This window comes from Cupriavidus sp. FW305-26 (assembly GCF_058787975.1).
On the sequence record NZ_JBYTAH010000038.1, the window covers coordinates 13,018 to 39,765 of the forward strand.

24 protein-coding genes are annotated in these 26,748 nt (G+C 67.4%); 15 read left to right on the forward strand and 9 right to left on the reverse strand.

Annotation, left to right across the window (positions count from 1 at the left end; genetic code table 11):
• The first annotated feature begins 10 nt into the window (after positions 1-10).
• Positions 11-1,078 carry an alpha/beta hydrolase family protein gene (locus tag AC3WQZ_RS20215; protein WP_011616923.1) on the forward strand — a complete coding sequence of 356 codons (1,068 nt, stop codon included), beginning with the start codon at positions 11-13 and terminating at the stop codon, positions 1,076-1,078.
• Positions 1,079-1,095: 17 nt separating this feature from the next.
• Here AC3WQZ_RS20215 and AC3WQZ_RS20220 read toward each other — a convergent pair whose 3' ends face one another.
• A complete protein-coding gene (locus tag AC3WQZ_RS20220) occupies positions 1,096-2,001 on the reverse strand; it encodes a LysR family transcriptional regulator (protein WP_058698544.1) in 906 nt (301 codons plus the stop codon).
• A gap of 115 nt (positions 2,002-2,116) precedes the next feature.
• On the opposite strand from AC3WQZ_RS20220, the gene AC3WQZ_RS20225 reads away from it, so the two are divergent.
• Together AC3WQZ_RS20225 and AC3WQZ_RS20230 are read left to right on the forward strand one after the other, a co-directional pair.
• The gene (locus AC3WQZ_RS20225) at positions 2,117-3,313 is read left to right on the forward strand and encodes a CaiB/BaiF CoA transferase family protein (protein WP_011616925.1); all 1,197 of its coding nucleotides are present in this window, start codon (positions 2,117-2,119) and stop codon (positions 3,311-3,313) included.
• Positions 3,306-4,445 carry an acyl-CoA dehydrogenase family protein gene (locus tag AC3WQZ_RS20230; protein WP_439672601.1) on the forward strand — a complete coding sequence of 380 codons (1,140 nt, stop codon included), beginning with the start codon at positions 3,306-3,308 and terminating at the stop codon, positions 4,443-4,445. Before AC3WQZ_RS20225 ends, AC3WQZ_RS20230 begins: the two co-directional genes overlap by 8 nt.
• 27 nt (positions 4,446-4,472) lie before the next feature.
• Here the strand turns inward: AC3WQZ_RS20230 and AC3WQZ_RS20235 are convergent, their stop codons facing one another.
• Entirely contained in the window at positions 4,473-5,036 is a 564-nt protein-coding gene (locus AC3WQZ_RS20235) for a ProQ/FinO family protein (protein ID WP_492301140.1), read from the reverse strand.
• A 217-nt stretch (positions 5,037-5,253) separates the two neighbouring features.
• Here AC3WQZ_RS20235 and AC3WQZ_RS20240 point away from each other — a divergent pair, with 217 nt between their 5' ends.
• Positions 5,254-7,155: a potassium transporter Kup gene (locus tag AC3WQZ_RS20240; RefSeq protein ID WP_492292980.1), complete on the forward strand. Its 1,902-nt coding sequence runs from the start codon at positions 5,254-5,256 to the stop codon at positions 7,153-7,155.
• Here AC3WQZ_RS20240 and AC3WQZ_RS20245 read toward each other — a convergent pair.
• The 4 genes from AC3WQZ_RS20245 to pdxR form a co-directional block, all read right to left on the reverse strand.
• Positions 7,152-8,192: a ribonuclease Z gene (locus AC3WQZ_RS20245; RefSeq protein WP_492301141.1), complete on the reverse strand. Its 1,041-nt coding sequence runs from the start codon at positions 8,190-8,192 to the stop codon at positions 7,152-7,154. The genes AC3WQZ_RS20240 and AC3WQZ_RS20245 overlap by 4 nt on opposite strands.
• A 61-nt stretch (positions 8,193-8,253) precedes the next feature.
• A complete protein-coding gene (locus AC3WQZ_RS20250) occupies positions 8,254-8,595 on the reverse strand; it encodes a hypothetical protein (protein WP_010809699.1) in 342 nt (113 codons plus the stop codon).
• A 136-nt stretch (positions 8,596-8,731) separates the two neighbouring features.
• Complete coding sequence (locus AC3WQZ_RS20255) at positions 8,732-9,916, reverse strand: amidohydrolase family protein (protein WP_439672602.1); 1,185 nt, start codon at positions 9,914-9,916, stop codon at positions 8,732-8,734.
• Positions 9,917-9,981: 65 nt separating this feature from the next.
• Positions 9,982-11,496, reverse strand: coding sequence for a MocR-like pyridoxine biosynthesis transcription factor PdxR (pdxR, locus tag AC3WQZ_RS20260; protein WP_010809701.1), 1,515 nt, complete (start codon positions 11,494-11,496; stop codon positions 9,982-9,984).
• A gap of 140 nt (positions 11,497-11,636) precedes the next feature.
• Between pdxR and AC3WQZ_RS20265 the strand changes: the two genes are divergently transcribed.
• From AC3WQZ_RS20265 to AC3WQZ_RS20280, 4 genes are all read left to right on the forward strand, one after another.
• On the forward strand, positions 11,637-12,902 hold the full coding sequence (locus AC3WQZ_RS20265) for a 4-aminobutyrate--2-oxoglutarate transaminase (protein ID WP_010809702.1): 1,266 nt from the start codon (positions 11,637-11,639) through the stop codon (positions 12,900-12,902).
• A 9-nt stretch (positions 12,903-12,911) separates the two neighbouring features.
• Positions 12,912-14,363 carry an NAD-dependent succinate-semialdehyde dehydrogenase gene (locus AC3WQZ_RS20270; RefSeq protein WP_010809703.1) on the forward strand — a complete coding sequence of 484 codons (1,452 nt, stop codon included), beginning with the start codon at positions 12,912-12,914 and terminating at the stop codon, positions 14,361-14,363.
• A 273-nt stretch (positions 14,364-14,636) separates the two neighbouring features.
• The gene (locus AC3WQZ_RS20275) at positions 14,637-15,614 is read left to right on the forward strand and encodes a Bug family tripartite tricarboxylate transporter substrate binding protein (protein WP_010809704.1); all 978 of its coding nucleotides are present in this window, start codon (positions 14,637-14,639) and stop codon (positions 15,612-15,614) included.
• Positions 15,615-15,679: 65 nt separating this feature from the next.
• Positions 15,680-17,269, forward strand: a complete 1,590-nt coding sequence (locus AC3WQZ_RS20280; RefSeq protein ID WP_439669901.1) for a gamma-glutamyltransferase family protein — start codon at positions 15,680-15,682, stop codon at positions 17,267-17,269.
• Between the two features lie 17 nt (positions 17,270-17,286).
• On the opposite strand, the gene AC3WQZ_RS20285 is transcribed toward AC3WQZ_RS20280, so the two are convergent.
• On the reverse strand, positions 17,287-17,880 hold the full coding sequence (locus AC3WQZ_RS20285; RefSeq protein ID WP_041688048.1) for a hypothetical protein: 594 nt from the start codon (positions 17,878-17,880) through the stop codon (positions 17,287-17,289).
• A gap of 146 nt (positions 17,881-18,026) precedes the next feature.
• Between AC3WQZ_RS20285 and AC3WQZ_RS20290 the strand changes: the two genes are divergently transcribed.
• From AC3WQZ_RS20290 to AC3WQZ_RS20315, 6 genes are read left to right on the forward strand one after another with little or no spacing between them, the layout of a single operon-like run.
• Positions 18,027-19,277, forward strand: a complete 1,251-nt coding sequence (locus AC3WQZ_RS20290) for a CaiB/BaiF CoA transferase family protein (protein ID WP_011616935.1) — start codon at positions 18,027-18,029, stop codon at positions 19,275-19,277.
• A gap of 2 nt (positions 19,278-19,279) precedes the next feature.
• On the forward strand, positions 19,280-20,047 hold the full coding sequence (locus tag AC3WQZ_RS20295) for an enoyl-CoA hydratase/isomerase family protein (RefSeq protein ID WP_492301142.1): 768 nt from the start codon (positions 19,280-19,282) through the stop codon (positions 20,045-20,047).
• 23 nt (positions 20,048-20,070) lie between these two features.
• Positions 20,071-21,852, forward strand: coding sequence for an acyclic terpene utilization AtuA family protein (locus AC3WQZ_RS20300; protein WP_010809709.1), 1,782 nt, complete (start codon positions 20,071-20,073; stop codon positions 21,850-21,852).
• Entirely contained in the window at positions 21,849-22,676 is an 828-nt protein-coding gene (locus AC3WQZ_RS20305; protein ID WP_011616938.1) for a GntR family transcriptional regulator, read from the forward strand. Before AC3WQZ_RS20300 ends, AC3WQZ_RS20305 begins: the two co-directional genes overlap by 4 nt.
• Before the next feature lie 14 nt (positions 22,677-22,690).
• Positions 22,691-23,452: a cupin domain-containing protein gene (locus AC3WQZ_RS20310; protein WP_439669903.1), complete on the forward strand. Its 762-nt coding sequence runs from the start codon at positions 22,691-22,693 to the stop codon at positions 23,450-23,452.
• A 59-nt stretch (positions 23,453-23,511) separates the two neighbouring features.
• On the forward strand, positions 23,512-24,498 hold the full coding sequence (locus AC3WQZ_RS20315) for a Bug family tripartite tricarboxylate transporter substrate binding protein (protein WP_052181609.1): 987 nt from the start codon (positions 23,512-23,514) through the stop codon (positions 24,496-24,498).
• 48 nt (positions 24,499-24,546) lie between these two features.
• Here AC3WQZ_RS20315 and AC3WQZ_RS20320 read toward each other — a convergent pair whose 3' ends face one another.
• Complete coding sequence (locus tag AC3WQZ_RS20320; protein WP_492301144.1) at positions 24,547-25,794, reverse strand: MFS transporter; 1,248 nt, start codon at positions 25,792-25,794, stop codon at positions 24,547-24,549.
• Positions 25,795-25,897: 103 nt separating this feature from the next.
• Here AC3WQZ_RS20320 and AC3WQZ_RS20325 point away from each other — a divergent pair, with 103 nt between their 5' ends.
• Entirely contained in the window at positions 25,898-26,344 is a 447-nt protein-coding gene (locus AC3WQZ_RS20325) for a winged helix-turn-helix transcriptional regulator (protein WP_010809714.1), read from the forward strand.
• 65 nt (positions 26,345-26,409) lie between these two features.
• On the opposite strand, the gene uraH is transcribed toward AC3WQZ_RS20325, so the two are convergent.
• Entirely contained in the window at positions 26,410-26,745 is a 336-nt protein-coding gene (gene uraH / locus AC3WQZ_RS20330; protein WP_010809715.1) for a hydroxyisourate hydrolase, read from the reverse strand.
• Between the last annotated feature and the right edge of the window lie 3 nt (positions 26,746-26,748).

Consider the following 26,748-nt stretch of genomic DNA (forward strand, 5'->3'; position numbering starts at 1 on the left):
GGGGGGAGCCATGATGACGACAACGGTTTCTTCGGCAGCGCTTGCGTTCCAGCGGGCGATGCCGGTCACACGCTTGCTGGATTGCGGCATGGACTATGCCGACGCCGTCCGGCTGTTCGACGCCACCAGCCGGGGAGAGGACTGGGATCGCGTGGCCGAGTCGCTCGCCGATGCTCAGCTGGAGCGCGCCGAGCATGCTGCCAGGGCCGGCCACCTGGTGACAGCCGCCCAGGCCCAGTCCATGGCGATTGCCGACCTGGTCTTTGCGCAGATGGCCTTCAATCACGACGCGCCACGCAAACTCGGCTTGTACAGTCGCCTGGTGGCTGCGACGCACCAGCTTTGCCACTGGTCCGCACAAGGCCTCGAGCGCGTTGAGCTTTCATTCGCAAATGGTCGCCTGACAGGGTGGCTGATGCGCCCGCCAGCCGGCCACGCGCGCGGCACCGTGCTGCTCTTTGGCGGGCAGAGCGGCTGGGGGGTGGCATACCTGCCGCTGGCGCGGGCCCTGGCGGAACGCGGTCTCGCCACGCTGATGGCGGAAGGCCCGGGGCAGGGCGAAACCCGGCTGGTCCACGGCATTCATGTCGACGTGGATATTCCCGCGGCCTACCGGTGCTTTGTGTCACGGATAGCCGAGGATGCATCGCTTGGCGTCCCCGGCATCTGGGGGAACAGCGTGGGCGGGCTCTGGGCGGCAGCCACGGCAGCGACGGACGACAGGATCCGGGCGTGCTGCATCAACGGTGCCCTCGCAGCTCCCACACTGCTGCCGTTCCGGACGTTCGAGGAGCAGGCAGCCGCCATGCTGGGCAGCACGAACCAGGCAGCCATCCAGGCCAATTTCGAACGCATGCGCTTTCACTCGCACCGCGACAGGATCGCTTGCCCGCTGCTCGTGCTGCATGGCGGCGAGGATCCGTTGGTGAAGCTGGAAGACCAGCAGCCGTTCCTGGACGCGGCGCTCACGGACGACGTGACGCTACGAATCTGGCCGGATGGCGAGCATACGATCTACAACCACGCGGCCGAGCGGACTGCACTGGTGGCGGACTGGTTCGCGGACCGGCTCTGCTGAATGGACGCCGCGCGCCGTCAAGCGCGCCGGATCTTCGCTTCTTCCACAGCCGCGCGCACGCACTCGGCCAGCAACTCTGACGCGCGGGTGCGCGTCGCGCGGGCCGTGCGCGCGATCACCAGCGGCTGGCGCACGGTATCTTCCCGTATCGGCTTTTCCACGACGGCGGTGATCTGGGACGACGCCGGCGCCTGCGTGATCAGCAGCGCCGCGCCCAGTCCGTTCGCCACCATGCCGCGCGCCAGTTCCAGCGAAGTCGCGCGGTAGCGCACCTCGGGCTGCAGCCCGAATTGCCAGAACGGCGCCATCAGGAATTCACGGCTGTGCGGCAGGTCGATCAGGATCAGCGGTTCCTGCGCCAGTTCGTGCAGCGACAGGCTGCCTTTGCGCCTGGCCAGCCGCGAGCCCGCGGGCAGCAGGCCGTAGGGCCGCAGCTCTGCCAGCAGTTCGCGCTCGATGTCTTCGGGCATGCCTACGTCGTAAGTCAGCGCCAGCTCGATCTGCCCGCCGTGCAGCCAGTCTTCCAGTTGTGCGAGATCCCCTTCGACAAAGCGTACCGACAGTTTGGGATAGCGCTCGCGTGCCAGGCGCAGCACCACCGGCAGATAGACCGGCGCCAGCGTGCGGAAGACGCCGATCTGCACCTCGCCCGCGGCGGCATCGCCGCTCTTGTCCACTTCAAATGCCGTTGCTGCTCCGAGGATGTGGCGCGCTTCCGCCAGCTTGCGTACGCCGAAGCGGGTCAGGGTCATCCTTGCGCCGACATCACGGGCGAACAAGGCTTCCTCGAACAGCGTCTCCAGTTCGCGGATGGCAACGGAGATGGAGGGCTGCGAGACGTTCAGCAGCCGCGCAGCCGCCGTGGTGCTGCCGGTTTCGGCCGCCGCGGCGAAGTAGCGCAACAGCCGCAAGGAGACGCGCATCAGAAAATCCTATAGGTGCTAGTCGAATTCAATATTTTACTTGATAGCCTGCGCTGCGCAGAATCGGTGTCACTGAAACGCAAGCCCGCGGGTTTGCAAGCCTGGAGGCCAAGACGTGACTCATTCCGACCTGCCGCTTGCCGGCATCCGCGTGATCGATTTCTCGCGCGTGCTGGCGGGCCCTTACTGCACGGCGCTGCTCGGCGACCTTGGCGCAGAGGTGATCAAGATCGAACCGCCTGGCGGCGATGACTACCGCGCGGTCGGTCCCTTCGTCGATGGCAAGAGCGGTCTGTTCTCTGCCATGAACCGCAACAAGCAGAGCATCGTGATCGACCTGAAGACGGCAGCGGGCCTGGAGCTGGCGCGCTCGCTCTGCGCCCGGGCCGACGTGGTGGTCGAGAACTTCCGCCCGGGTGTCGCGGACAAGCTGGGCATCGGCTATGAGGCGCTGCGTGCGCTGAATCCGCCGGTGGTCTACGCCAGCGTGTCGGGCTTCGGCCAGACCGGGCCGGAATCGCACCGTCCGGCCTACGACATCATCCTGCAGGCAATGTGCGGGCTGATGGATGCCACCGGCGCCCCGGACGGCACCCCGACCATGCTGGGCGAGGCCGTCTCCGATGCGGTCAGCGGCCTGTTCGCCTCATGGGGCGTGCTGGCCGCGCTGCTGGCGCGCGAGAAGACCGGGCGGGGCACGCATGTCGATGTCTCGATGTTCGACGCCACCCTGAGCCTGAGCGCCACCCTGGTCGCGCGCTATGCCGCGACCGGCCTGGCGCCGCTGCGCGTCGGCAACCGCCATCCCTCGTCCGCGCCGTTCGGCGTGTACCGCGCCGCGGACGGCTTCTATGTGGTGGCGGTGCTGAACAACAAGCTGTTCCAGGCGCTGGCCAATGCCATCGGCCGGCCGGAGATGGCGCAGGACCCGCGCTTTGCCGACGACGAGACGCGCTGCCGCTTCGAGGGCGATCTGCGCGCCGGTCTCGAAGCCTGGTCGGCCAGCCGTTCCGTGGCCGAGGTGAACCGCCTGCTGAGCGAGGCGGGCATCCCTGTCGCGCCTATCCGCAACGTCAAGGAAGCCCTGGAGAGCGACCATGCCGCCCACCGCGGCCTGCTTGCCGAAGTGCCCGGGCCGGAGGGCGGCACCGTGCGGTTGCCGTCGCAGCCGGTGAAGTTCTCCGGCTACGGCGCCAATCGCGTGACGCCCGCGCCGGCGCTGGGGCAGCACACCGAAGCCATCCTGGCCGAGCTGGCCAACGCTGCCACGGCGCATCCGCAAGTGTTCAGCAAGGAGAAACAACATGCATAAACGACTGGGCGTAGAGCCGGGCGATCTTGAGATTGCCGATGCCATCGGACGCTTCGCGCAAAGCGAACTGGCGCCGAAGGCGGCCGAGGTGGACCGGGCCGAAGCCTCCACCACGTGCTATGTGCCGCAACTTGCCGAGCTCGGCCTGATGGGGATGAACCTGCCGGAGCGCTGGGGCGGGACCGAGACTTCGCCGGTGGCACTGATCCTGTCGTTGGCGGAGGTTGCCAAGGCCTGCGCCTCGACCTCGTCGATGATCGGCGCGCACTACCTGGCTACCGATTCCATCCTGATCGGCGGCGACGACAGCCTGCGCGAGCGCTACCTGCCGGATGCGGCCGCCGGCGGCAAGCTGGGCGCCTTTGCGCTGACCGAGCCGCGCGCCGGCTCCAACCCGGCGGACATGGCCACGCGCGCCACCCCGGAGGGCGACGGCTACCGCCTGCGCGGGGTCAAGCACTTCATCTCCAATGCGGACGCTGCGGACTTTATCGTCGTCTACGCCAAGACCGATCCCGCCGCCGGCACGCGCGGCATCAGCGCCTTCGTGGTGGACCGGCACAGCGAGGGCGTGCAGATCGCGCCCGCCGAGAAACTGATGGGAATTCGCGGGGCGCCGGCCCATGAGGTGGCGCTGGACTGCTTCGTTCCCGCCGCCAACCGGCTGGGGCCGGAAGGCACGGGCTTCCGTACCGCGATGAAGGTGCTGGACAACAGCCGCCTGGACGTGGCTGCCACCAGCCTGGGCATTGCCGAGGCAGCGCTGGCGTGCGCGGCGGACTGGGCCAGGCAGCGCCAGGTCGGCGGCGAGCCGCTGGCGCGCAAGCAAGGCCTGCAATGGATGTTTGCCGACATGCGCACGCGGCTGGAGGCGGCCTGGCTGCTGACCCTGCAGGCGGCGGTGCGGCGCCGGGACGGAGAGCCCTTCACCGAGCAGGCATCGATGGCCAAGCTCTATGCCTCGGAGATGGTCGGCTTTGTCACCGACGCCGCGCTGCAGATCCACGGCGGCTACGGCTTCACGCGCGAAATGCCGCTGGAGCGCCTGGTGCGCGATGCGCGGATCCTGCGCATCTATGAAGGCTCGTCGGAAATCCAGCGGACGGTGATCGCGCGCGCGGTGCTGGCGTAAGCGCCGCTGCAGATCCGACGGTGGGGATCAGGGCGTGGCAGGCGTGTCGGGGCTGTCAGGCGTGGCGTCGGGCGCGGCAGGGGTGTCAGGCGTGGCAGCGGGCGTGGCGGGCTTGGCTTTCCGCGGCCGGGTGCCCGCACCGCGGCGGGCCTTCAGCTGCTGGGCCCGCTTGGCATCCGCCAGGCTGACGACGCCGGCCTCATTGCCCTCCAGGTCCAGCCGCTTGGCGCCTTCCACCATGCACGACCAATAGCGTGCGCCGCTGCACCAGGTGCGGATCGCTTCACGCAGCTCCGCCTCGGTCAGGGCCAGCTTGCCCGCATGCTGGGCCAGATCCTCGAACGTGCCGACCTTCAGCGGCACCTTGGGCGCCGGGTTCTTCGGAAACGCCTTGGGGAAGTGCTTCTGCAGCCGGGCAATGGAATGCACCACAGGATCGACGGGCGGCTTCGCGGGTGCCGCAGCCTGCTCGGCAGCCGGCGCAGGGCGCCGGCGCTTGCCTTCCGCCCGTGATTCGGCTTTTGCCTTGGATTCGGCCTTTGCCTTGTTTGCCAGTTGATCCCTTAGTGCTGCGAGTTGTTCAAAGCCCATGATATTTGCCGTTCTGTGAACCAGAATTGTAGCAAGGCTGGGCCAACGACAGGTTTGGCGGCATTTTGCATGCGGCGGGCATGGGTCGAATACGTCTCTCGCTGCCGCAAGGCGGGGCCGGACAGAAGGGCTCTCCGCGGGGGCGCCCTCACGTGATTGCCCTGAGCAGGCGGACCATCCGTTCGAAAATCGAGGAGCAGCGGTGGATTCCCATGCCATGAACGGTGAAACGCCAGACGCGTCGCATCCGCAGCAATCCCGTGCAGAGCTCACGCTTGCTGCGTTGGGCGTGGTCTACGGCGATATCGGCACGAGCCCCCTTTATGCGGTCAAGGAGACCTTCAATCCGGCCCACGGGATCCCGCTCGTAACCGAGAACATACTTGGCGGTATCTCCGCGATCCTCTGGGCGCTGATGGTGGTGGTTTCGCTCAAGTATGTGATCCTCATCATGCGGGCAAACAACAGGGGCGAAGGTGGCATCATGGCACTGCTCGCGCTCGCCCTGTCGTCCGTGAAAAAGGTCGGTCGCTCGCCGACGCCGATCCTGCTGGTGGGCCTGTTCGGCGCGGCGCTCTTCTATGGCGATGCCGTGCTGACACCTGCCATGTCGGTGCTCTCGGCGCTCGAAGGCATCGAGGTGGGCACTACCGCGCTGCAGCCTTATGTCTTGCCGGCATCCGTGGGTGTGTTGATCGCGCTGTTCCTGTTCCAGCGGCATGGCACCGCCGCCATCGGCGCGCTGTTCGGGCCTGTCACGATCGTGTGGTTTCTCGCCCTGGCCGCCGCGGGCATCCACGGCATCGCCCGGTATCCCGCAATCCTGGGCGCGCTCAGCCCGCTGCACGCGCTCGGCTTCGTCACGCAGCACGGGTTCGCCTCGTTCGCGGTGCTTGGGGCGGTGCTGCTCGCGTTCACCGGTGCCGAAGCGCTCTACGCCGATATGGGGCATTTCGGCAGTGCCCCGATTCGCCTGGCCTGGTTCGGGCTGGTATTCCCGGCGCTTGCGCTCAACTACCTGGGGCAGGGCGCGCTGATCATTGTGAATGCAAAAGCAATCGAGAACCCCTTCTACCTGCTGTATCCGTCGTGGGCCCTTTATCCGATGGTTGCACTCGCGACAGCGGCAACAGTGATCGCGTCGCAGGCGACGATTTCGGGTGCCTACTCGCTGACGAAACAGGGAATCCAGCTGGGCTATCTGCCACGCATGAACGTGGTGCACACATCGGAGCGAGCGATCGGTCAGATCTACATACCGACTCTCAACGGGATGTTGCTTGTTGCGGTTCTGGTTGCCGTGCTCGGATTCGGATCTTCGTCCAATCTCGCTTCGGCGTACGGGGTCGCGGTCACCGGCACGATGTTGGTGACGACGCTTCTCACCTTCTTTGTGATCCACTACGGTTGGCGCTACAACCTGCTGCTAAGCCTTGTCGCAACCGGCTTCTTTATTGCGGTGGATATGGCTTTCGTTTCCTCCAGCCTGTTGAAAGTTGCCGAAGGGGGCTGGTTCCCGCTCGTTGTCGGGGCTGGGATATTCGTCGTGATGCTGACATGGGTTCGCGGCCGGCAAGCGCTGTTGGAGCGGCTCCAAAGTACCGACGTGCCCCTCAAGTCGTTCCTGGATTCGCTGTTTCTCGCACCACCACCGCGCGTGCCCGGCACGGCGGTGTTCCTCACCCCGACACCGGATGTGGTGCCACACGCGTTGATGCATAACCTCAACCATAACAGGGTGCTACACGAGCGCGTCGTGTTTCTTACCGTGAGAATGAAGGATGTGCCATCGGTGCCGGCGACCGAGTGCGCAGCCGTTGAGCCGCTCGGACACGCCTGCTACAGGATAACGCTGCGCTTCGGCTTCATGAACCGGCCCGATGTCGCGCAGGCGCTCGGCGCTCTGCCTCCGGCGGCTGGCCTGGAGTTTGACATCATGGACACCTCGTTTTTCCTGAGTCGCGAGGCCATCGTCGCTGCAGCCGGCGGTCCCAGTGGCATGGCGTCATGGCGTGAACGTCTGTTTGCCACGATGAGCAGGAACGCCGGCAATGCTGCTGATTACTTCAACATACCGGCAAATCGCGTGATCGAGATTGGCACGCAGATCAAGATCTAGACCGCCGGCGGTACCTGTTCTGCAAAGGACTCTGTGCCCCAGGCGTCCCGTACCTCGGCAGCCAGTTCATCGGCGCGCCCTTGATAGCGTGGCGAAAAATGGAACGGCGTCACCGCGCGTGCGCCTATGCTGCGCGCAATCCGCCCGGCCTGGGCGGCGGTCAGGTGGTTCTTGCGCAGGCCGTGTGCCCGGTCGACATCCAGGAACACGCTCTCGATGAAGAGCTGGTCGACGCCTTGCATCAGTTGCGACAATGCTTGCACGTTCGCGCTCGTATAGCGCAGGTCGGTCACGTAGCCGATGCGCAGGCCGGGCTCGGTATCCAGGATCAGCCGGCTCAGCTCGCCGACCGTTCGCGCCGATGCATGGTCGCCGCTCCTGTCCCGCCATTGCACAAGGATCGGGGAATCTGCGGCCGCGCCGGTCAGGACCGCATGCTTGAGTTCGCGCAGCCAGGCGCCGGTGGTCAGGCCCGATGCAGCCAGGCGCTCCTTGTTGACGCCGAGCCGGGCCTTTTCCTCCACCAGGTAGGCCAGGCATGGAATCCCGTGATCGACAAAGCAGGCGCGCACCCGGAACGTCGCTTCGTCATGCACGATATCGCCGGCCCTCTCGACACACGCTTCGGCCTCCCTGGCAAAGCCGTGCCGGCTGGAAAAGCAGGCGTGCCGCATCTGCCCGTCCAGTCCAAGTTCGGCCACTTCGATGACCAGCTCGGTGGCGTAGCGATGCACCACGTTCCAGGTATAGGCAAGCAGCTTGTGCTCGACCTGTGCCAGGAATCCTGGCCCGCCGGCCAGCACGAGGCGCGGCTTGCGCCCGAGCAGCACACGCAGCAGCTTGTCGAAGCCAGAGAAATGATCCATGTGCGCATGCGTGACAAATACATGCGACAGGCGCATCAGCTCGCGCGGCATCAGCCGGGCGATGTCGCCCAGGTCGAACAGCAGCGCGCGCCGTTCGTCCAGGAAGTCTACGAACAGCCCCGGATCGCCAAAGGCATCGTTGACGAGGCGGGCTTCCAGCAGGGGGCGCATGTTCACTCGCGGTGCGACCGACGCTAAGGCTCAGGCAAGGGCGCACTGGTCCGGCTGCCGGTCACCGCCCGGTCAGCTGGCGCAGCAGCTTCTGCACGATCCGCTCATGCTGTTCCAGCGCCGCGTCAAGCGTCTGCGCGCCAAAGCTTTCATTGTCCTGCTCGGCCAGCCCGGTCACGCGCGTGATGAACAAGGGGGTGTCCGTCGGCGCGGCCTCCGACACGCCCCGGAAGCGGGTCGTCACCGTGCCGCCGGACTGCTCCAGCAGGGTGCGGCGGAATACCAGGTCGTTGTCCGCCATCCAGCGCGACCATTCGTCGTGGTCGGCTACCTGCACTGGCCGGTTCTTCTCATCAAGGATATAGAAGCGGCGCCATTGCTGTGGATCGTGACGAGGCTTCATCGACTACCACCTCCGTGTGGTTGTGGCCCGCTTGTCACCCGGGCCCGACGGCCAATGTGCTTTGCAAGCGACTACCGCGCAACGCAAGTGCACGATCTCAACGCCGCCCTGCAGCTAGTCTATTTGACGGATGCGTTCATGCCAGCGCGCCGTTGCGTGCCACGACCCGGCCGGCCGACACCACCAGTTGCCGCACCGGCCTTGCCACGACCGCCTCGGCCACTGTTTGCGCGGCGACCAGCACCAGGTCCGCCCGGTCGCCCGGCGCCAGGCCATAGCGCTGGAAGCCGCATGCGCCGGCGGCCGCGTGCGTCACGCAATCGAGCGCAAGCGCGAGTTCGTCATCGCGGCGGAAGTTGTTGCGCAGGCCGATCAGCATGGCCCGCTCCAGCATGTCGGGCGAGCCGTATGGGGTCCAGGTATCGCGGATGCCGTCGTTGCCGCCGGCAATCCTGACGCCTGCCGCGCGGCACGCGGCGACCGGCGGCACCGGGCGCGACGGCGGTGCGGTGGTGACGATGACAACCCCAAGGTCGGCGATGCGCCGCAGCAGCGCGTCGCGCTCGCGATCGGCAATGTCGCCCAGGCAGAACGCATGGCTGACCGTGACCATGCCGCGCATGCCCAGCGTGGCCGTGCGTTGCAGGATCAGGTCGAGGGAATAGGCGCCCATGGTGCCGGGCTCGTGCAGATGGATGTCGAGCGGGCGGCCATGGCGCTGCGCGAGGCCGAACAGGACATCCAGTGCGCGCACCGGGTCGCCTTCGATGGCGCACGGGTCCAGCCCGCCGAGGATGTCGGCGCCATCGCGCAGCGCCGCATCCAGCAGCGCTTCCGTGCCGGGGCGCCCCAGCACGCCCGACTGCGGGAACGCGACGATCTGCATGTCCATCTGCGCGGACAGCTGGTCGCGCGTGGCAAGTACTCCTTGCAGATGGCGCAGGCCCGCGTCGGTGTCGATATCGACGTGGGTGCGCAGCCGCGTGGTGCCCGCCGCAAGGAAGGCGCGCGCCAGCGCCAGCGATTGCGTGCGGGCATCGTGGCCGGTGGCGGCGCGCCAGCGGCGCTCGTTGTCGATGCGGTCGGTCAGGTTGGGGCCGACCTCATTGCGATACCAGGGCATGCCCCACAGGGTCTTGTCCAGGTGGGTGTGCGCCTCGACCAGGCCGGGAAGCGCCAGCGTGCCGGCGCCGTCCTCGACCTGGCATCCGGCCGGCGCCTCAAGCCCGGTGCCGATGCGCGCGAACTGGCCGTCTGCGATCAGGATATCGACCTGGTTCCCGGCTGCGAGCCGGACATTGCGGACCAACAGTTGATTCATTGCATCTTCCGTTATTTCAGGATGAAGCCGCCTTCAGGACGGCGGGGCTTGTCTCTCGGCACGGTTCAACGCTGCGGGGCGCGCATGCCGCCGCGCGGCAGGCAGCCGAGCAGCCTGTCGAAGGCCGGCGCGATGTCCTCCTCCGGCACGCAGGCATACCCCAGCAGCAGGCCTCGCTGCACGGCATCGCCGATGAAATAGCGCGACAGCGGCCGCACCATGATGCCGCGCGCGCGGGCGGCGGCGGTGATGGCCACGTCGTCGGCATCGTCGGGCAGGCGCAGCACCAGGTGAAGGCCGGCATTGCTGCCGTGCTCATGCAGCGCGCCGGGGCCGAGATAGCGCTCGATCAACGCGGCCAGGATGGCGCGCCGTCGGGCATACAGCGGCCGCATGCGGCGGATGTGGGCGGCATAGTCGCCGGCCTGCATGAATTCGGCGACGGTTGCCTGCGTCATCAGGTGGCCGGCCCGGTATAGCTCGGCGTGCGCGGTCTGGAAGGCGCCGGCCAGGCTGCGCGGCAACACCAGGTAGCCCATGCGCAAGCCCGGATAGAGGGTCTTGCTGAAGGTGCCGATATAGATCACCGGCGCATCCGGTTCCATGCCCTGCAACGACGGGATCGGCTGCCCGGAAAAACGGAACTCGCTGTCGTAGTCGTCCTCCACGATCCAGCTGCCGCGCTGGCGGGCGTACTCCAGCAGCGCGCGCCGGCGCTTCAGGCTCATCACGGCGCCAAGCGGGTACTGGTGCGAGGGCGTGACGAAGATAAAGCGCGGCGCGGGCATCTCCCCGCCGGCCTCCGTGTCGGGCAGCGTCAGGCCCTCGTCGTCCACCAGCTTCGGCACCATGCCGATATCGCTGACCTGCAGCACGCCGCGGATTCCCCAATAGCTGGGTTCCTCCACCCACGCCTGGTCGCCGGGCGAGCCCAGCATCCTCACCACCAGGTCGATGGCCTGGTGTATGCCCTCGGTGATCAGCACCTGGTCCGGATCGCAGCGCACCGAGCGCGCTACCCGCAGATGCGCCGCCAGGGCTTCGCGCAGCGCCGGCAGCCCGCCGCCATGGCTGTAGCTCAGCCACTCCGGGTGCGGGTTGCGCCACACGCGGGCCGAGATCTGTGCATAGCGGCGATGCGGGAAGCGCGTGACGTCGGGAACGCCCGGCATGAATGCGCCCCATTGCGTGGGCGAGGCCGAGGCATTGGCCAGCAGCCGCTGTCCGCGCGGTGACAGCCCGGGCATGGCCTGCGGCCCGACCTCGGTCGCCGGCACCGCGGCGGCGTTCAGGTAGCGCTCCGGCGCGGTGGCGGCAACGAAGGTGCCGCTGCCGGTGCGTGCATACAGGTAGCCCTCGGCCAGCAGCTGGTCGTAGGCAAACATCACCGTATTGCGAGACAGCCCCAGTTCGGCGGCCAGGTCGCGTTGCGGCGGCAAGCGGGTGGCCGGCGCAAGGCTGCCGTCCTGTATCGCGCCGCGGATGCATTCGTAGAGGCCGCGGTTGAGCGGTTTGCCCAGTGCCGCCGTGCCTTCGGGGCCCAGGCGCTGGAGCAGCTGGTCGCCGCAGATCGATTTCAAATTGGCACCATCGGAATTGCGAAAGCGGTACTGGATTATAGGGCCAAGGCCGGTTGAAATGGCTGGCATCGCTGGGCCCCTGCCAGCGGTGCCCGTTTCGCGAGTCGGCCGGTGCCGACAGTCCTTACCGCACAATGACCATGAAAAACCTCGAACTGAACCAACGCCGTACCCTCGCGACGCCGCGCGGAGTGGGCGTGATGTGCGATTTCTACGCCGACCGCGCCGAGAACGCCACGCTGTGGGACGTGGAAGGCCGTGCCTACACGGACTTCGCCGCCGGCATCGCCGTGCTCAACACGGGCCATCGCCACCCGCGCGTGATGCAGGCCATCGCCGCGCAGCTGGAGCGTTTCACGCATACCGCCTACCAGATCGTGCCCTACCAGGGCTATGTCACGCTGGCCGAGCGCATCAACGCGCTGGTGCCGATCCAGGGCCTGAACAAGACGGCCCTGTTCACCACCGGCGCAGAGGCCGTGGAGAATGCCATCAAGATCGCCCGTGCGCATACCGGCCGCCCCGGCGTGATCGCCTTCTCGGGCGCCTTCCATGGACGCACGCTGCTGGGCATGGCGCTGACCGGCAAGGTGGCGCCGTACAAGATCGGGTTTGGCCCGTTCCCCTCCGACATCTACCACGCTCCGTTCCCCAGCGCGCTGCATGGCGTCAGCACTGAGCGGGCGCTGCAGGCGCTTGAAGGCCTGTTCAAGACCGATATCGATCCGGCCCGCGTGGCCGCGATCATCGTTGAGCCGGTGCAGGGCGAAGGCGGCTTCCAGGCGGCGCCGGCCGATTTCATGCGGGGGCTGCGGGCCGTATGCGATCAGCACGGCATCGTGCTGATCGCCGATGAAGTGCAGACCGGCTTTGGCCGTACCGGCAAGATGTTCGCGATGTCGCACCATGACGTGGAGCCGGACCTGATCACCATGGCCAAGAGCCTGGCCGGCGGCATGCCGCTGTCGGCGGTCAGCGGCCGGGCCGCGATCATGGATGCACCGCTGCCCGGCGGCCTCGGCGGCACCTATGCCGGTAATCCGCTGGCGGTGGCGGCGGCGCACGCGGTCATCGACGTCATCGAGGAAGAAAAGCTGTGCGAGCGCTCTGCCAGCCTGGGCCAGCAGTTGCGCGAGCACCTGCTGGCGCAGCGCAAGCACTGCCCCGCAATGGCCGAGGTGCGCGGGCTGGGTTCGATGGTTGCCGCCGAATTCTGCGATCCCGCCACAGGCCAGCCCAGCGCCGAGCATGCCAAGCGCGTGCAGACGCGTGCGCTGGAAGCCGGACTGGTGCTGCTGACCTGCGGCACCTACGGCAATGTCATCCGCTTCCTTTATCCGCTCACCATCCCGCAGGCGCAGTTCGACGCGGCGCTGGCGGTGCTGACCCAGGCGCTGGCCGAATAAGGGGAACACATGGAACTCCAACATACCGCGCTGTTGCGCAGCCATTGCCTGATCGACGGGGAATGGACCGGGGCGCAAAGCGGCGCAGAGCTCGCCGTCTGCAACCCGGCAACCGGTGAACGGATCGGCTCGGTGCCCCTGGCCGGCGCGGCCGAAGCCGAACAGGCGGTGCGCGCCGCCGAGCGCGCGCTGCCGGCGTGGCGCGCACAGACGGGCAAGGCGCGTGCCGCCGTGCTGCGCCGCTGGGCCGACCTGATGCTGGCGCACCAGGAAGACCTGGCCCGGCTGATGACCGCAGAGCAAGGCAAGCCCCTGCCCGAGGCGCGTGGCGAGGTGGCCTATGCCGCGAGCTTTCTCGAGTGGTTTGGCGAGGAAGCCAAGCGGGTCGATGGCGAGGTGCTGGCCAGCCCGCGCAGCAGCCAGAAGATGCTGGTGCTGCGCGAACCGGTGGGCGTGTGCGCGGCCATTACGCCGTGGAACTTCCCCGCGGCGATGATCACGCGCAAGGTCGGCCCGGCGCTCGCCGCCGGCTGCACCATCATCGTCAAGCCGGCCGAACAGACGCCGCTCACGGCGCTGGCGCTGGCCGTGCTGGGCGAACAGGCCGGCGTGCCGCGTGGCGTGCTGCAGGTGGTGACCGGCGACGCCGTGCAGATCGGCGGCGTGCTGTGCGCCAGCCCGGTGGTGCGCAAGCTCAGCTTTACCGGCTCGACCGCGATCGGCAAGCTGCTGATGGCGCAGTGCGCAGGCACCGTGAAGAAGCTCTCGCTGGAACTGGGTGGCAATGCGCCGCTGATCATCTTCGATGACGCGGACCTGGATCGCGCGGTCGAGGGCATCCTTGCCTCCAAGTTCCGCAACAGCGGCCAGACCTGTGTCTGCGCCAACCGCATCTATGTGCACGACCGCGTCTACGACGAGGTCGCGCGCCGGCTGGTCAGCGCGGTCGAGCAGTTGCGGCCGGGCCATGGCGTCGACAGCGGGGTCACGCAAGGCCCGCTCATCGACGCCGACGCGGTGGCCAAGGTCGAAGCGCATATCGCCGACGCGCTCGCGCAAGGCGCCACGGTGCTGACGGGCGGCCAGCGCCATGCGCTGGGCGGCACCTTCTTCGCGCCCACGGTGCTGGCCAATGCGACTGCGTCGATGCGGGTCGCGCGCGAGGAGACCTTCGGCCCGCTGGCACCGCTGTTCCGCTTCACCAGCGAAGCAGAAGTGGTGGCGATGGCCAACGATACCGAATCCGGGTTGGCCGCTTACTTCTTCTCGCGCGACATGGCGAAGATCTGGCGCGTGGCGCAGGGGCTCGAGTACGGCATGGTCGGCATCAATACCGGGCTGATCTCCAATGAGGTGGCGCCGTTCGGCGGCGTCAAGCAATCGGGGCTGGGCCGGGAAGGCTCACGCCATGGCATCGACGAGTATCTGGAGACGAAGTACCTCTGCATGGAAGTCGAATAACAACAATGGGGTGAGGAACACCCCACCACCAGGGCGGGGCACGGCGCACCCACGCAGTGCGCTGGCCCCACGGAGACAAGACAGTCCGGCGAATGCCGGTGCCAGGTGGGCGACTCCGGTGCAAGACCTGCGCAAACTTCCAGGAAACGGAAGGGGGCGGACAGGACGCGCGCCGCGATCGGCCCAACGCCAATGGCACGCATATTGCGGACTGGGAAGTGCCATCCGTTGCTGTCAGCGGATGCCATTTCTTCTATCGATGAGGGTACAAAGATGCGTTCCACTGCTATCCGCAGCCTGCTTGCAGTCGCCATGCTGGCGGCCTCTTCACTGGCACTTGCGCAAGGCGCCCGCGACTGGCCCAGCCAGCCGGTGCGTATTGTCGTGCCGTTCCAGGCCGGCTCGGCCACAGACCTGATCTCGCGGCAGATCGGCCTTGGCCTCGGCAAGGAATACGGCCAGACCTTCGTGGTTGAAAACCGCCCGGGCGCCGCCGCGATGATCGGCAGCGAGGCGGCCGCGCGCGCGCCGGCCGATGGCTATACGCTGCTGATGTCCGGGCCGGCGTCGATGGTGACCAACCGGTTCCTGTACAAGAAGCTCAGCTATGACCCGGATGCGTTCGAGAAGGTGGCAGTGGTCGCGGTCACGCCGAATATCCTGTTGTCCAACCCCTCGCTGCCGTTCAAGACGCTGCCCGAGATGGTCGCGTATGCCAAGGCCAATCCGGGCAAGCTGACCTATGCCTCGTTCGGTGCCGGCACCACCTCGCATATTGCCGGCGAGATGCTGAAGGCCGCGGCCGGCATCGATATCGTCCATGTGCCGTACAAGGGCGCCGGCGAAGCGATCCCGGCGCTGCTGTCGGGCCAGGTGTCGATGTATTTCGACACCATCATGACCGGCCTGCCGTATGTGAAGGCCGGCAAGCTGCGCGCGCTCGGCATGTCCACCGCAAAGCGCTCGCCCAACGCGCCGGAGATTCCGACGATTGCCGAGCAGGGTTATGCCGGCTTCGATATCGCGCCGTGGTACGGCATTGTCGCGCCCAAGGGCACGCCGGCCGACGTGGTCAGCAAGCTCAATGTCTCGATCAACAAGCTGCTCAAGGCGCCGGAGTTCCGTGAACGCCTGGCTGCCACCGGCGCCGAGCCGCGCGGCGGCAGCGTCGGCGATTTCAGCGCGATGGTCAGCGCGGAGATCCCGCGCACCGAAAAGCTGGTCAAGCAGTCCGGCGTGACCCTGCAATAAGCCGCGTGCAGCAACCCTGGGGCGCCGCCCGCGCGCCCCTTTACCTGTTCTGAATGGAGTTCCCGATGTTGCCTTTCGACTGGACCTTTCCCTACCCGTCGCAAAAGATGCCGCTGCTGGCCGCCAACGCGGTCAGCACCAGCCAGCCCCTCGCCGCGCAGGCGGGGCTGCGCATGCTGTACGAAGGCGGCAATGCCATCGACAGCGCCATTGCCAGTGCGATTGCGCTGACCGTGGTGGAGCCGGTGATGAACGGCATTGGCGGGGACATGTTCGCGCTGGTCTGGCACGAGGGGCAGCTGTACGGGCTCAACTCCAGCGGCCGGGCGCCGGCGCGTTGGACCCTGGATCATTTCGCCGGGCACGACAGCATGCCCCAGGTGGGCTGGGATACGGTCACCGTGCCGGGCCAGGTCGCGGGCTGGAAGGCGCTGTCGGCCCGCTTCGGCAAGCTGCCGTTCGCGCGGCTGTTCGCGCCGGCCATCGAGTACGCTGAACAGGGCTTCCTGGTGTCGCCGCAGATCGCACGGCAATGGGCCGCGCAGGTGCCGGTGCTGGCCGGCCAGCCTGGCTTTGCCAAGGCGTTCCTGCGCGACGGCAGGGCACCGCAGGCGGGCGAGCGCTGGCGCTTCCCGGAGCAGGCCGCCACGCTGCAGCGCATTGCCGAGAGCGATGGCGAGAGCTTCTACACGGGTGAACTCGCCGCGCGCATCGTCGCGTTCGCCGAGGAAACCGGAGGCGCCATCCGTGCCGACGACCTGGCCGCACATCGCGCCGCCTGGGTCCAGCCGATGGCGCAGCAGTTCCGCGGCTACACGCTCCATGAAATTCCCCCGAACGGCCAGGGCATCGCCGCGCTGATCGGCCTTGGCATCCTGGACCGCTTCGACGTGGAAGGCATGGGCTGCGACAGCGCCGGCTTCTATCACGTCAGCATCGAGGCGATGAAGCTGGCCTTCGCCGACCTGCACCGCCACGTGTCGGACCCGTCCACCATGCAGCACGCGCCCGCCGCCTTCCTGGATCCGGCCTATCTTGCCGAGCGCGCGGCGCTGATCGACATGAAACGCGCCGGCACACCTACCGCTGGCATCCCGAAGAGCGGCGGCACCGTCTACCTGTCCAGCGCGGATGCCGCGGGTTCGATGGTGTCGTATATCCAGTCAAACTACCGCGGCTTTGGCTCCGGCGTGGTGGTGCCCGGCACCGGCATCGCGCTGCATAACCGCGGCGCGGGCTTCAACCTCAAGCCCGGCCACGCCAACTGCGTGGCGCCGGGCAAGCAGCCGATGCACACCATCATCCCGGGCTTCGTTACGCGTAACGGCGCACCGGTGATGTCGTTCGGCGTGATGGGTGGCTCGATGCAGGCGCAGGGCCATGTCCAGATGATGGCGCGGCTTGCCGCCTTCGGCCAGAATCCGCAGGCCATGAGCGATGCCCCGCGCTTCCGCGTTGAGCACGGGCCGGTGGTCAATGTCGAGGCGCATCTGCCGCCGGATGTGGTCGCCACGCTGCGCGGCATGGGCCATCGCGTCGAGGTGGCGCCGCGCGACAGCCTGGAGTTCGGGTCGGCGCAACTCATCTACAAGGCGCCGGACGGCTATATCGCGGCCTCGGACTCGCGGCGCGACGGACAGGCAGTGGGGTTTTAGGGGCGAGCCGCCCGCGGTCACAGCGGCGCCGGTTGAGGCTGGCTGGCAGGCGTGGCCGCGGCGGGCTTCTTGTTGTCAGTGCCGCTATATGAGAAGTACTTCGCCTTCGCGCCCCTGGCCCAGTACGCCACCGTGAAGTGCTTGCTGTCGCGCCCATAGAGCAACTCCAGGCTGCCATTGGCGGCGGACCACTCGGCATAGCCATTCTCCGCCGCGCCTTCGGTCTTGCGCAGGGACGCATAGCGCTCGTCGAGCTTCTTGCGCACCTCATCCAGCGCCGGGCGCTCGAACGTCATCGTGATCAGCGCCACGGTGTCCTGCGCATCGCAGTTCAGGATCACGCGCGTCAGGCCCTGCAGGTGGAAGCGCTCCAGGTGCCTGAGCTCGACGGCGTCGCCACCGGCCCACTCGGACTTGCCGGTCCTGGCGTGATTCTGCGGCGGCGCCAGGCGAGAGCACCTGGCCTTGCCCAGCTCCAGTCCCAGCGGCGCAGCGGTGTTGCCGGCTGCGTCAGGCTGGGCAGGGGGCGCGGCATGGATCGAAACGGATGTCAGCAGGGTGGCGCAGAGCAGGGCGGCCTGCTGCAGGTTAAGGCGGGAAAGTGCTTTCACGGTCTTGAGGGAAGTTGTCAGCCGGGATTCTACGGCTTTCTTGTTTCCTGCCATGCATCTTCACGTCTGCCCGTGGTCCTTGCGTACCCGGTCTGCTTGTCATATAGTCCTATTAATAGAACTATAGAAACAAGGCAGGAGCAAGGATGGAGACACCGACTGGAGCACTCGCTGGCGTCAAGGTCGTGGACATCACGGCGGTGTTCATGGGCCCCTCGGCCACTCAGATGCTCGGCGACCTCGGCGCGGATGTGATCAAGGTGGAGCCGCCCGCGGGCGATAGCACCCGTGGCATCGGGCCCTGCGGCAATGAGAAGATGGGGCCGCTTTTCCTCGGGCTGAACCGCAACAAGCGCAGCATCGTGCTGGACCTGAAGTCGCCGCAGGGGCGCGAGGCGCTGCTGCGCCTGGTGGCGGATGCGGACGTGCTGGCGTACAACGTCCGGCCCCAGGCGATGCAACGGCTCGGGCTGGACTACGAGACGCTGGCGCAGATCAATCCGCGCCTGGTCTATGTCGGCATGTTCGGCTTCTCGCAGCGCGGACGCTATGCCCCGCAAGCGGCGTTCGACGACCTGATCCAGGCCGCCACCGGGCTGCCCCAGGCGGTTGCCATGGGCACCGGCGACATTCCGCGCTATCTTCCGCTGACCATTGCCGACCGTTCCGTCGGACTCTATGCCTTCGGCGTGATCTGCGCCGCGCTCTACGCGCGGGCGACCTCCGGCCGCGGCCAGCGCGTCGATGTGCCGATGTTCGAAACCATGGTGCCTTACGTGATGGGCGACCATCTCTATGGCGAGACCTTCGTGCCAGCCAAGGGCGGATTCGGTTATCCACGCCTGCTGTCTCCCGAGCGCCGGCCTTACCGGACCCGCGACGGCCATGTCTGCTGCCTGATCTATCACGACCATCACTGGCGTGCCTTCCTGAAGGTGATCGGCAAGCCCGGCCTGTACGACACCGACCCGCGCTTCGCCGACATCACTACCCGGACGGCGCACATCACCGAGCTCTACGGCATGGTCAGCGACGAACTGGCCAGGCGGACCACGGAGGAATGGCAAGTGCTGCTGAAGGAGGCGGATATCCCGGTGTTCCCGATGCACACCTTTGAATCGCTGCTCGATGATCCGCACCTGAATGACATCGGCTTCTTCAGCGAATCCGACCACCCGGCGGTGGGCCGCATCCGCGAAATGTCGGTGCCCAGCGAATGGCACGGGACGCCGCCATCGCAGCGCCGCCATGCCCCGGCCCTGGGCGAGCATAGCCGCGAAGTGCTGCGCGAGGCCGGCTACAACGAGGCCGACATCGACAGCCTGATGGCATCCGGCGCATCGCGCGAACCGCGCCAGGCATCGGTGCATACGGCTGGCACGGCAAGCGAGGCCTGAACATGAATGAAGAACTCCTGTGCGAAGTCCGCGGCGCGGTCCTCTGGCTGACCATCAATCGGCCCGAGCGCCGCAACGCGATCAATCCGGCGGTACTGGACGGGTTGCACGCGGGGATCGACCGTGCCAACCACGACGACGCCATCCGCGCCGTGGTCATCACCGGTGCCGGAGACCAGGCCTTTTGCGCGGGCGCCGACCTGCAGAGCGGCAAGTCCTTTGCGTTCGACTATTCGGAGCCGAGCCAGCGGCTTGCCGACCTGCTGCGCTGCGCGCGGCGCTCCAACGTGCCGCTGATCGCGCGCGTCAATGGCGCCTGCATGGCTGGCGGCATGGGGCTGATGGCCATGTGCGACATGGCGGTGGCCAGCGAGCGGGCTGTGTTCGGCCTGCCCGAGGTCAAGGTGGGGGTGTTCCCGGCGCAGGTGCTGAGCGTGCTGCAGCATCTGGTGCCGCGGCGCGTGCTCAATGAGCTGTGCCTCTGCGGCGAGCCGCTGACCGCGCAGGAAGCGCTGGCGGCAGGGCTGGTCAACCACGTCAGTACGGACCCGGACGGCAAGCTTGACTGGCTGCTGGGCCGGCTGCTCGACAAGGCGCCCGCTGCGATCCGGCGCGGGCTCTATACCCTCAAGCATATCGATGCGATGTCCTTCGAGCAGTCGATGGCGTTCACGGAAAGCCAGATCGGCCTGTTCGCCATGACCGAGGACGCGCGCGAGGGCCAGCTCGCCTTCCGCGAAAAGCGCAAGCCGAACTGGACCGGCAAGTAAGAGAAAGGCAAGGAGACAGGACCATGCATGACAAGACAGTGCGCATCGGCGGCGCTTGCGGATTCTGGGGCGACAGCAGCGTGGGCGCGCCGCAACTGGTGCGCCATGGCGGGATCGACTACCTGGTGTTCGACTACCTTGCGGAGCTGACCATGTCCGTGCTGGCCGCGGCTCGCCTGCGCAAGCCGGAGCTTGGCTACGCCACCGACTTCGTCACGGTGACGATGAAGACCTTGTTGCGGGAGATCGTTGAGTGCAACATCCGCGTGGTCAGCAATGCCGGCGGCATCAATCCGCAGGGCTGCGCGCAGGCGCTGGCGGCGATCGCCGCCGAGCAGGGCATTGCGGTGCGCATCGCCGTGGTCGAGGGCGATGATGTCATGCCGCTGGTGGCATCGCTGCGCGAGGCAGGCATCACCGACATGCAGAAGGGCTTGCCGCTGCCGGACAAGCTGGTCAGCGCCAATGCCTATCTCGGCGCGCTGCCGGTCTGCAAGGCGCTGGACCAGGGCGCGCAGATCGTCATTACCGGCCGCTGCGTGGACAGCGCGGTGACCCTGGGCGTGCTGATGCACGAATTCGGCTGGCAGGCGCACGATTATGACCGGCTGGCGCAGGGCAGCCTGGCCGGCCACATCATCGAGTGCGGCTGCCAGGCGACAGGCGGGCTGCATACCGACTGGGAGCAGGTGCCGGACTGGCCGAACATCGGCTATCCGGTGGTGGAGTGCCGGGCGGACGGCAGCTTCCTGGTGGGCAAGCCACCCGCTACCGGCGGACTGGTCACAACTGCCACGGTGGGCGAGCAGGTGCTGTACGAGATCGGCGACCCTTCGGCCTATCTGTTGCCGGACGTGACCTGCGATTTCACGCAGGTGGCGCTGCGCCAGGCCGGGCCGGACCTGGTCGAGGTGCGCGGCGCCCGTGGGCGTGCGCCGGGCAACTGCTACAAGGTCAGTGCCACCTATATGGAAGGCTTCCGCTGCAATGCTCAGCTGACCATCGTCGGCATTGACGCGGCGGCCAAGGCCGAGCGCACGGCCGAGGCCATCCTGGCCCGCACGCGCAGGCTCTTCGCGGAAAACGGCTGGGGCGACTACACCCGCACCCGGGTCGAAGTGCTGGGAGCCGAATCCTGCTTCGGGCCGCACGCTGCGGCGCGCCATACCCGCGAGGCCATCATGCGGCTTGCGGTCACGCATCCCGAGAAGGCGGCGCTTGAACTATTCGCCCGCGAAATCGCGGCGGCCGGCACGAGCTGGTCGCCCGGCACCACGGGATCGGGCGGCGGACGCGCCAGCCCGTCGCCATCGATCCGGCAATACGCCTTCCTGCTGGACAAGGGTGCGCTGTCGCCGACGGTGGTCATGGATGGCGTGTGGACTGCCGTCTCCATCCCGGCCGGGCACGCAGCGACGGACGCCGCCGCCCCCGCCGCGGCGCAGGCTGCCGCCATCCCTGCCGGTGGCGACCGCATTGAAGTCCCCCTGGTCCGGCTTGCCTACGGGCGCAGCGGCGACAAGGGCGATATCTCCAATATCGGCCTGATTGCGCGCCGGCCGGAATACCTCCCGCTGCTGCGCGCCGAGGTCACGGCGGCGCGCGTGGCCGACTGGCTGGGCCACCTGGTGCTGGGGCCGGTCTCGCGCTATGACCTGCCGGGCTTCGACGCGATGAACTTTGTCTGCGAGTCGGCGCTCGATGGCGGCGGCATGGCATCGCTGCGCAATGACCCGCTAGGCAAGGGGATGGCGCAGATCCTGCTGACGATGCCGGTGCGCGTGCCGCGGAGCCTGCTGTCATGACACGCGCCAGCGCCAAGGTCGCAGCCAATGGCGGCATCGCGCTGGCCGACGATAACGCCGGCGGCGTGACCCGCTACCGGCAACTGGCAAGCGTGCTGCGCCACAAGATCGTCGCCGGCGAGTATCCGGTCGGGTTCCAGCTGCCCACGGTCGAGCACCTGGCGCAGGCGTACGGCCTTGCCAAGGTCACCGTGCGGCAGGCCTTTGCCTTGCTGACCGAGGAAGGGCTGATCAGCAGCCAGCGCGGGCGCGGCACGCACGTCATCATGGTGCCGTCCGGCCCGGGCGAAGGCATGCGCTCGGCCATCAACGATGTCTCGGTTGGCGCCAGCGGCCTCGAGATCCGCATCCTGGAAAAGCGCAAGAACATGGCCCTGCCGCCCGGCCTTGCCACCTGCGGCGCGCCGATGGACCGCTACGTGATGCTGCGCAAGCTGCACGTGCATGACGGGATGCCGTTCTGCCTGATCGAGCTGTATGTGGCCGACGCGGTGTTCGCCAGGTTCCCGCGCGGCGCTGAGAAGCATCACAAGATTGCCCACTTGCTGCGGGAGCAGCTGGGCGACCGGCTTGGCACGATGCGCCAGACCATGACCGTTGAGCCGGCCGACGCCATGCTGGCGCGCGACCTGGACTATGCCTTCGCGGCACCGGTCGCGCGCATTGTCCGTACCACGCTGGATATCGACGGCAACGTGCTCACGGCGGGCCGCTTCTGGTACCGCGGCGACCGCTTCATCCTCGACGTGGAGATGCCCGCGCAGCTTACCGAGCGCTACCCCGAACTGGCCGTGCCGAAAGCTGCTGCCCGGCAAGACGACTAACCAGGAGACAACGCATGACATCGCAATTCGTACGACGCGCCGCCGATGTGCCCGCCTATTCCCCGGCCAACCATACCGGAACCGCCAACCAGCGCGTGATCGGCAGGGAGACGGTCGGCGCGCGGCGCATCGAAGTGCTGTTGGGCACGATTTCTCGCGGCCATGGCGCCTTGCCCCATGCGCATCCGAACCTGGAGCAGGCGTCCTACCTGCTGGCGGGCGAGGGCATCGGCGAGGTCGCCGGCAGGGCGCGCACCCTGCGTGCGGGCGACTGGGGTTTCAATCCGATGGGCGTATTCCACCGCTTCGAGGTCGTCAGCGACGAGCCGGTGCAGGTCATGGTGGTGTACGCCCCACCGTACAGCGAAAACCCGAACGCGGCCGTGGTGGCCAGCGCAGCGGATGATCCCCGCTGCAGCGCGCAGGCGGACAGCTTGCGCGAGGTGCCGATGCATGAGGCGGCCCAAAGCCTGCCTCACTACCATCGCGTCCGTGCCAGGCCCGTGATTACGCGCGACACGGTCGGCGCTCGGCATCTGGATATTCGCGCACTGGAGCTCGAAGCCACGGGCGGTGCCGAAGCGCACTCGGTGGCGGCGACTGAGCAGGTGCTGTTCCTGCAGTCGGGTTCGGTCAGCGGCGAGATCAACGACCAGCAGTTCACCGCGACGTCGGGGGACTGGGTCTTTGTGCCGGAGGGCGGCACTTTCAGCTTTGCGGCGCAAGGTGGCCCGTGCGAGGCCATCCTGGTGCGGGCGCACGACGCGGTGCCCTGAATCCGGCCCGCGCAGGGCCCAGACAATGAACAGATGCCAAAGGCACGAGGAGACAGACCATGATTCATCCATGCATGCGTAAAGTGGCCATCGGGCTGCTGTTGCCGCTGGCCGCGGCCACAGCCGCGACGGCGCAGGCCGCGGACGCCAGCCAATATCCGGACAAGCCAGTCCGCGTCATCGTGCCGTTTCCCGCGGGCAGCGGCACCGACAGCAGTGCGCGCTTTGTCGCCGAGCGGATCACCGCGCAGACGGGCAAGCCCGTGGTGGTGGACAACCGTCCGGGCGCCAACGGCTTCATTGCCGCCAAGGCCGTGGCCGGCGCAACCGGCGACGGCTACACCATGCTGGTGACGACCAACACCACGCATGCTGCCAATGCGTCCTTGTTCAAGAAGCTTCCTTATGACCCGATCAAGGATTTCGCCCCGGCATCGCTGATCGCCAAGAGCGGGCTGGTATTGGTGGTGCCGCCCGACAGTCCGGTACGCACGCTGGCAGACCTGACGGCGCTGGCCAAGGCAAGAAATGGGACGCTGACGTTTGCCAGCGGCAGTTCGTCGACCCGCATCGCTAGCGAGCTCTACAAGATGCTGGCCGGCGTGCAGGCGCTGCATGTGCCCTACAAAGGGGTGCCGCTGGCCCTGACCGACCTGATGGGGCACCAGATCGATTTCATGATCTCCGATATTTCTCCGGCCATGACGCTGATCCAGGGCGGCAAGCTGCGCGCGGTCGCGGTGACCACTGCGCAGCGCAATCCGGTACTCAAGGATGTCCCCACGATGGCTGAGAGCGGCCTGCCCGGCTATGAGATGGTGGCATGGTCGGCGGCCTTCTTCCCGGCCGGGACGCCGAAGCCCGTGGTGGACCGCATGAGCGAACTGATGCGGAACGGCCTGACCGGGCCGGCTGCCACCGACTACTTTGCCCGCACCGGAGGTCAGCCTGCGCCATCGACGTCCGAGGAACTGGCCGCCTTTGTCCGCAGCGAGACCCTGAAATGGGCCAAGGTGATCAAGGCAGCGGGAATCGAGCCCGAGTGACATAGAGGGGGGGCGTTGATGCGCAGAACGCCTCCTGCAGGCCTGCCCCTACACCTCAGGTGCTTGCGCCGGCATGAAGCGCCGGGTAGCGGCCCAGAACACCAGTGCCAGCAAGCTGACCACGGCGCCCAGCGCGCACACGCCCCGCCAGCCGGCAGCATCATAGACCGCCGTGGTGGCAATCGCGCCCAGCCCGCTGCCCGCCGCGTAGAACAGCATGTACGCGCCGACCAGCCGGCTGTGCGCCGCGGCATCGGTGCGGAAGATCATGCTCTGGTTGGTGACGTGGATGGCCTGGCCGCCCAGGTCGAGCAGCACGATGCCGATGGCCAGCGGCCACAGCGAGGTCTCCAGCCATGACAGCGGCAGCCAGGCCGCCACCAGCAGCACCAGTGCCGCGAGCGTGGTGCGCTGCCCGAAGCCCTGGTCCGCCCAGCGCCCCGCACGCGCAGCCGCCAGGGCGCCCACCGCGCCAACCAGCCCGAAGGCGCCGATGGCCGTATGCGAGAGCCCATAGGGCGGAGCGCTCAGCGGCAATACCAGCGCGCTCCACAAGATGTTGAACGCCGCGAACATCAGCAGCGCGATCGTGCCCCGGATCTGCAAGACCCGGTCGCGGCGCAGCAGCAGGAACATCGATGCGACCAGGCTGGCGTATCGCATGCGCTGGCCGGCGCTGGCCACCACTGGCAGCGTGCGCCATAGCAGCCATGCAAGCACCAGCATCGCCGCTGCAGCGCAGACATAGACGTTGCGCCACCCGGCCACGTCGCTGACGCCGCCGGCCACGACACGCGCCAGCAGCAGTCCGATAAAGACACCGCTCTGCGCGGTGCCGACCACGTGCCCGCGCTCATGCGGTCCTGCCGCCGCGGCCGCATAGGCGATCAATCCCTGGGTCATGGCGGTGCCGAGCAAGCCGGTCAGGAGCATCCCCGCCAGCAGCACCGTAACGGACGGCGCCAGCGCCACGGCAGCCAGCGCGCCGGCCAGGGCAAGCACCTGTGCCAGCATCAGGCGGCGGCGTTGCACCAGGTCGCCCAGCGGCACCAGCAACAGCAGCGCCAGGGCACAGCCAAGCTGGGTGGCGGTGACCACTCCGCCGATGGCCCCGGCGCTGATGGAGAAATCCGCCATCAGCGCATCCAGCAGCGGCTGGGCGTAATAGACATTGGCGACGCTCAGGCCGCTGGCGCAGGCGAACAGCAGCACCGCGCCGCGCGGCAGGTTCGCACACGGTGTCGCAGGGCAAGTCGGAGGCGGTGCCGTCACCGGCGTAGCGGGGGAGGTTTTCATACCAGTCCATGTGGTTGCAAAACAAAACCAGTTGAAGCGTAAGCGTACTGGTTTTAAAATGCAACTACATTGACGGGCTGCACAGCCCCAAGGCAACCAAGACATGGCCACCCGCAAAGACCCGAGCGATGAAACCTGCCCCGTTGCTCGTACCCTGGAACTGGTCGGCGAGCGCTGGTCGCTGATGATCGTGCGCGATGCCTTCGACGGCATGCGGCGCTTCAGCGACTTCCAGCGCAGCCTGGCGGTCGCGCGCAACATCCTGTCCGACCGCCTGCGCCGGCTGGTGGAAGCCGGCATCCTGACGACGCAGCCGGCTTCCGATGGCAGCGCGTATCACGAGTATGTGCTGACGAAGAAGGGAGAGAGCCTGTTCCCCATCGTATTGGCCTTGCGCCAATGGGGCGAACAACATCTGTTTGCGCGCGGCGAGCGGCGCTCGCTGATGGTGGAGAAGCGGACCGGGAAGCCGGTGCCGCTGATGATACCCCGGACCAGCGACGGTGATGTGCTGTTGCCCGGGGAAACGGAAGTGCGCAAGCCGCGCTAGGAGGGGCGGCGGCGAGGTCGTCAACAGTCGCCGCGCTTTGCAGCGCGGGCGACCTGCTGCTGCCTTCAGCTGCCCCGATAAGTCCCGAAGCTCCACGGCGAACACAGCAACGGCACATGGTAGTGCTGCGCGGCGTCCGCGATGGTAAAGCGCACGGGAACAATATCGGCGAACACGTCGGGGGTGCGGAAGTAGTCCGCTACCCAGAAGCGCAATTCGAACTCGCCGGTGCGCGCCTGCGCCGGCGGCAGCATCGGCGCGTCGGTGCGGCCGTCGTGGTTGGTGCGGGTGCGCGCGATCAGCCGCGGGGGCTGGGTGGCAACGTCGAACAGTTCCACCTGCATGCCGGCCACGGGGCGGCCCAGGGATACGTCGAGCACATGTGTGCTGATGCCTGCCATGAT

Bases quoted from the DNA above. Each gene is read 5' to 3' on its own strand.
- AC3WQZ_RS20315 (WP_052181609.1), top strand. From the start codon at position 23,512: ATGATTCATCCATGCATGCGTAAAGTGGCCATCGGGCTGCTGTTGCCG.
- AC3WQZ_RS20215 (WP_011616923.1), top strand. From the start codon at position 11: ATGATGACGACAACGGTTTCTTCGGCAGCGCTTGCGTTCCAGCGGGCG.
- AC3WQZ_RS20310 (WP_439669903.1), top strand. From the start codon at position 22,691: ATGACATCGCAATTCGTACGACGCGCCGCCGATGTGCCCGCCTATTCC.
- AC3WQZ_RS20325 (WP_010809714.1), top strand. From the start codon at position 25,898: ATGGCCACCCGCAAAGACCCGAGCGATGAAACCTGCCCCGTTGCTCGT.
- AC3WQZ_RS20240 (WP_492292980.1), top strand. From the start codon at position 5,254: ATGAACGGTGAAACGCCAGACGCGTCGCATCCGCAGCAATCCCGTGCA.
- AC3WQZ_RS20320 (WP_492301144.1), bottom strand. From the start codon at position 25,794: ATGAAAACCTCCCCCGCTACGCCGGTGACGGCACCGCCTCCGACTTGC.
- AC3WQZ_RS20280 (WP_439669901.1), top strand. From the start codon at position 15,680: ATGTTGCCTTTCGACTGGACCTTTCCCTACCCGTCGCAAAAGATGCCG.
- AC3WQZ_RS20220 (WP_058698544.1), bottom strand. From the start codon at position 2,001: ATGCGCGTCTCCTTGCGGCTGTTGCGCTACTTCGCCGCGGCGGCCGAA.
- AC3WQZ_RS20235 (WP_492301140.1), bottom strand. From the start codon at position 5,036: ATGGGCTTTGAACAACTCGCAGCACTAAGGGATCAACTGGCAAACAAG.
- AC3WQZ_RS20245 (WP_492301141.1), bottom strand. From the start codon at position 8,192: ATGCGCCCCCTGCTGGAAGCCCGCCTCGTCAACGATGCCTTTGGCGAT.
- AC3WQZ_RS20275 (WP_010809704.1), top strand. From the start codon at position 14,637: ATGCGTTCCACTGCTATCCGCAGCCTGCTTGCAGTCGCCATGCTGGCG.
- AC3WQZ_RS20250 (WP_010809699.1), bottom strand. From the start codon at position 8,595: ATGAAGCCTCGTCACGATCCACAGCAATGGCGCCGCTTCTATATCCTT.
- AC3WQZ_RS20295 (WP_492301142.1), top strand. From the start codon at position 19,280: ATGAATGAAGAACTCCTGTGCGAAGTCCGCGGCGCGGTCCTCTGGCTG.
- AC3WQZ_RS20230 (WP_439672601.1), top strand. From the start codon at position 3,306: ATGCATAAACGACTGGGCGTAGAGCCGGGCGATCTTGAGATTGCCGAT.
- AC3WQZ_RS20290 (WP_011616935.1), top strand. From the start codon at position 18,027: ATGGAGACACCGACTGGAGCACTCGCTGGCGTCAAGGTCGTGGACATC.
- AC3WQZ_RS20255 (WP_439672602.1), bottom strand. From the start codon at position 9,916: ATGAATCAACTGTTGGTCCGCAATGTCCGGCTCGCAGCCGGGAACCAG.
- AC3WQZ_RS20300 (WP_010809709.1), top strand. From the start codon at position 20,071: ATGCATGACAAGACAGTGCGCATCGGCGGCGCTTGCGGATTCTGGGGC.
- AC3WQZ_RS20270 (WP_010809703.1), top strand. From the start codon at position 12,912: ATGGAACTCCAACATACCGCGCTGTTGCGCAGCCATTGCCTGATCGAC.
- uraH (WP_010809715.1), bottom strand. From the start codon at position 26,745: ATGGCAGGCATCAGCACACATGTGCTCGACGTATCCCTGGGCCGCCCC.
- AC3WQZ_RS20305 (WP_011616938.1), top strand. From the start codon at position 21,849: ATGACACGCGCCAGCGCCAAGGTCGCAGCCAATGGCGGCATCGCGCTG.
- AC3WQZ_RS20265 (WP_010809702.1), top strand. From the start codon at position 11,637: ATGAAAAACCTCGAACTGAACCAACGCCGTACCCTCGCGACGCCGCGC.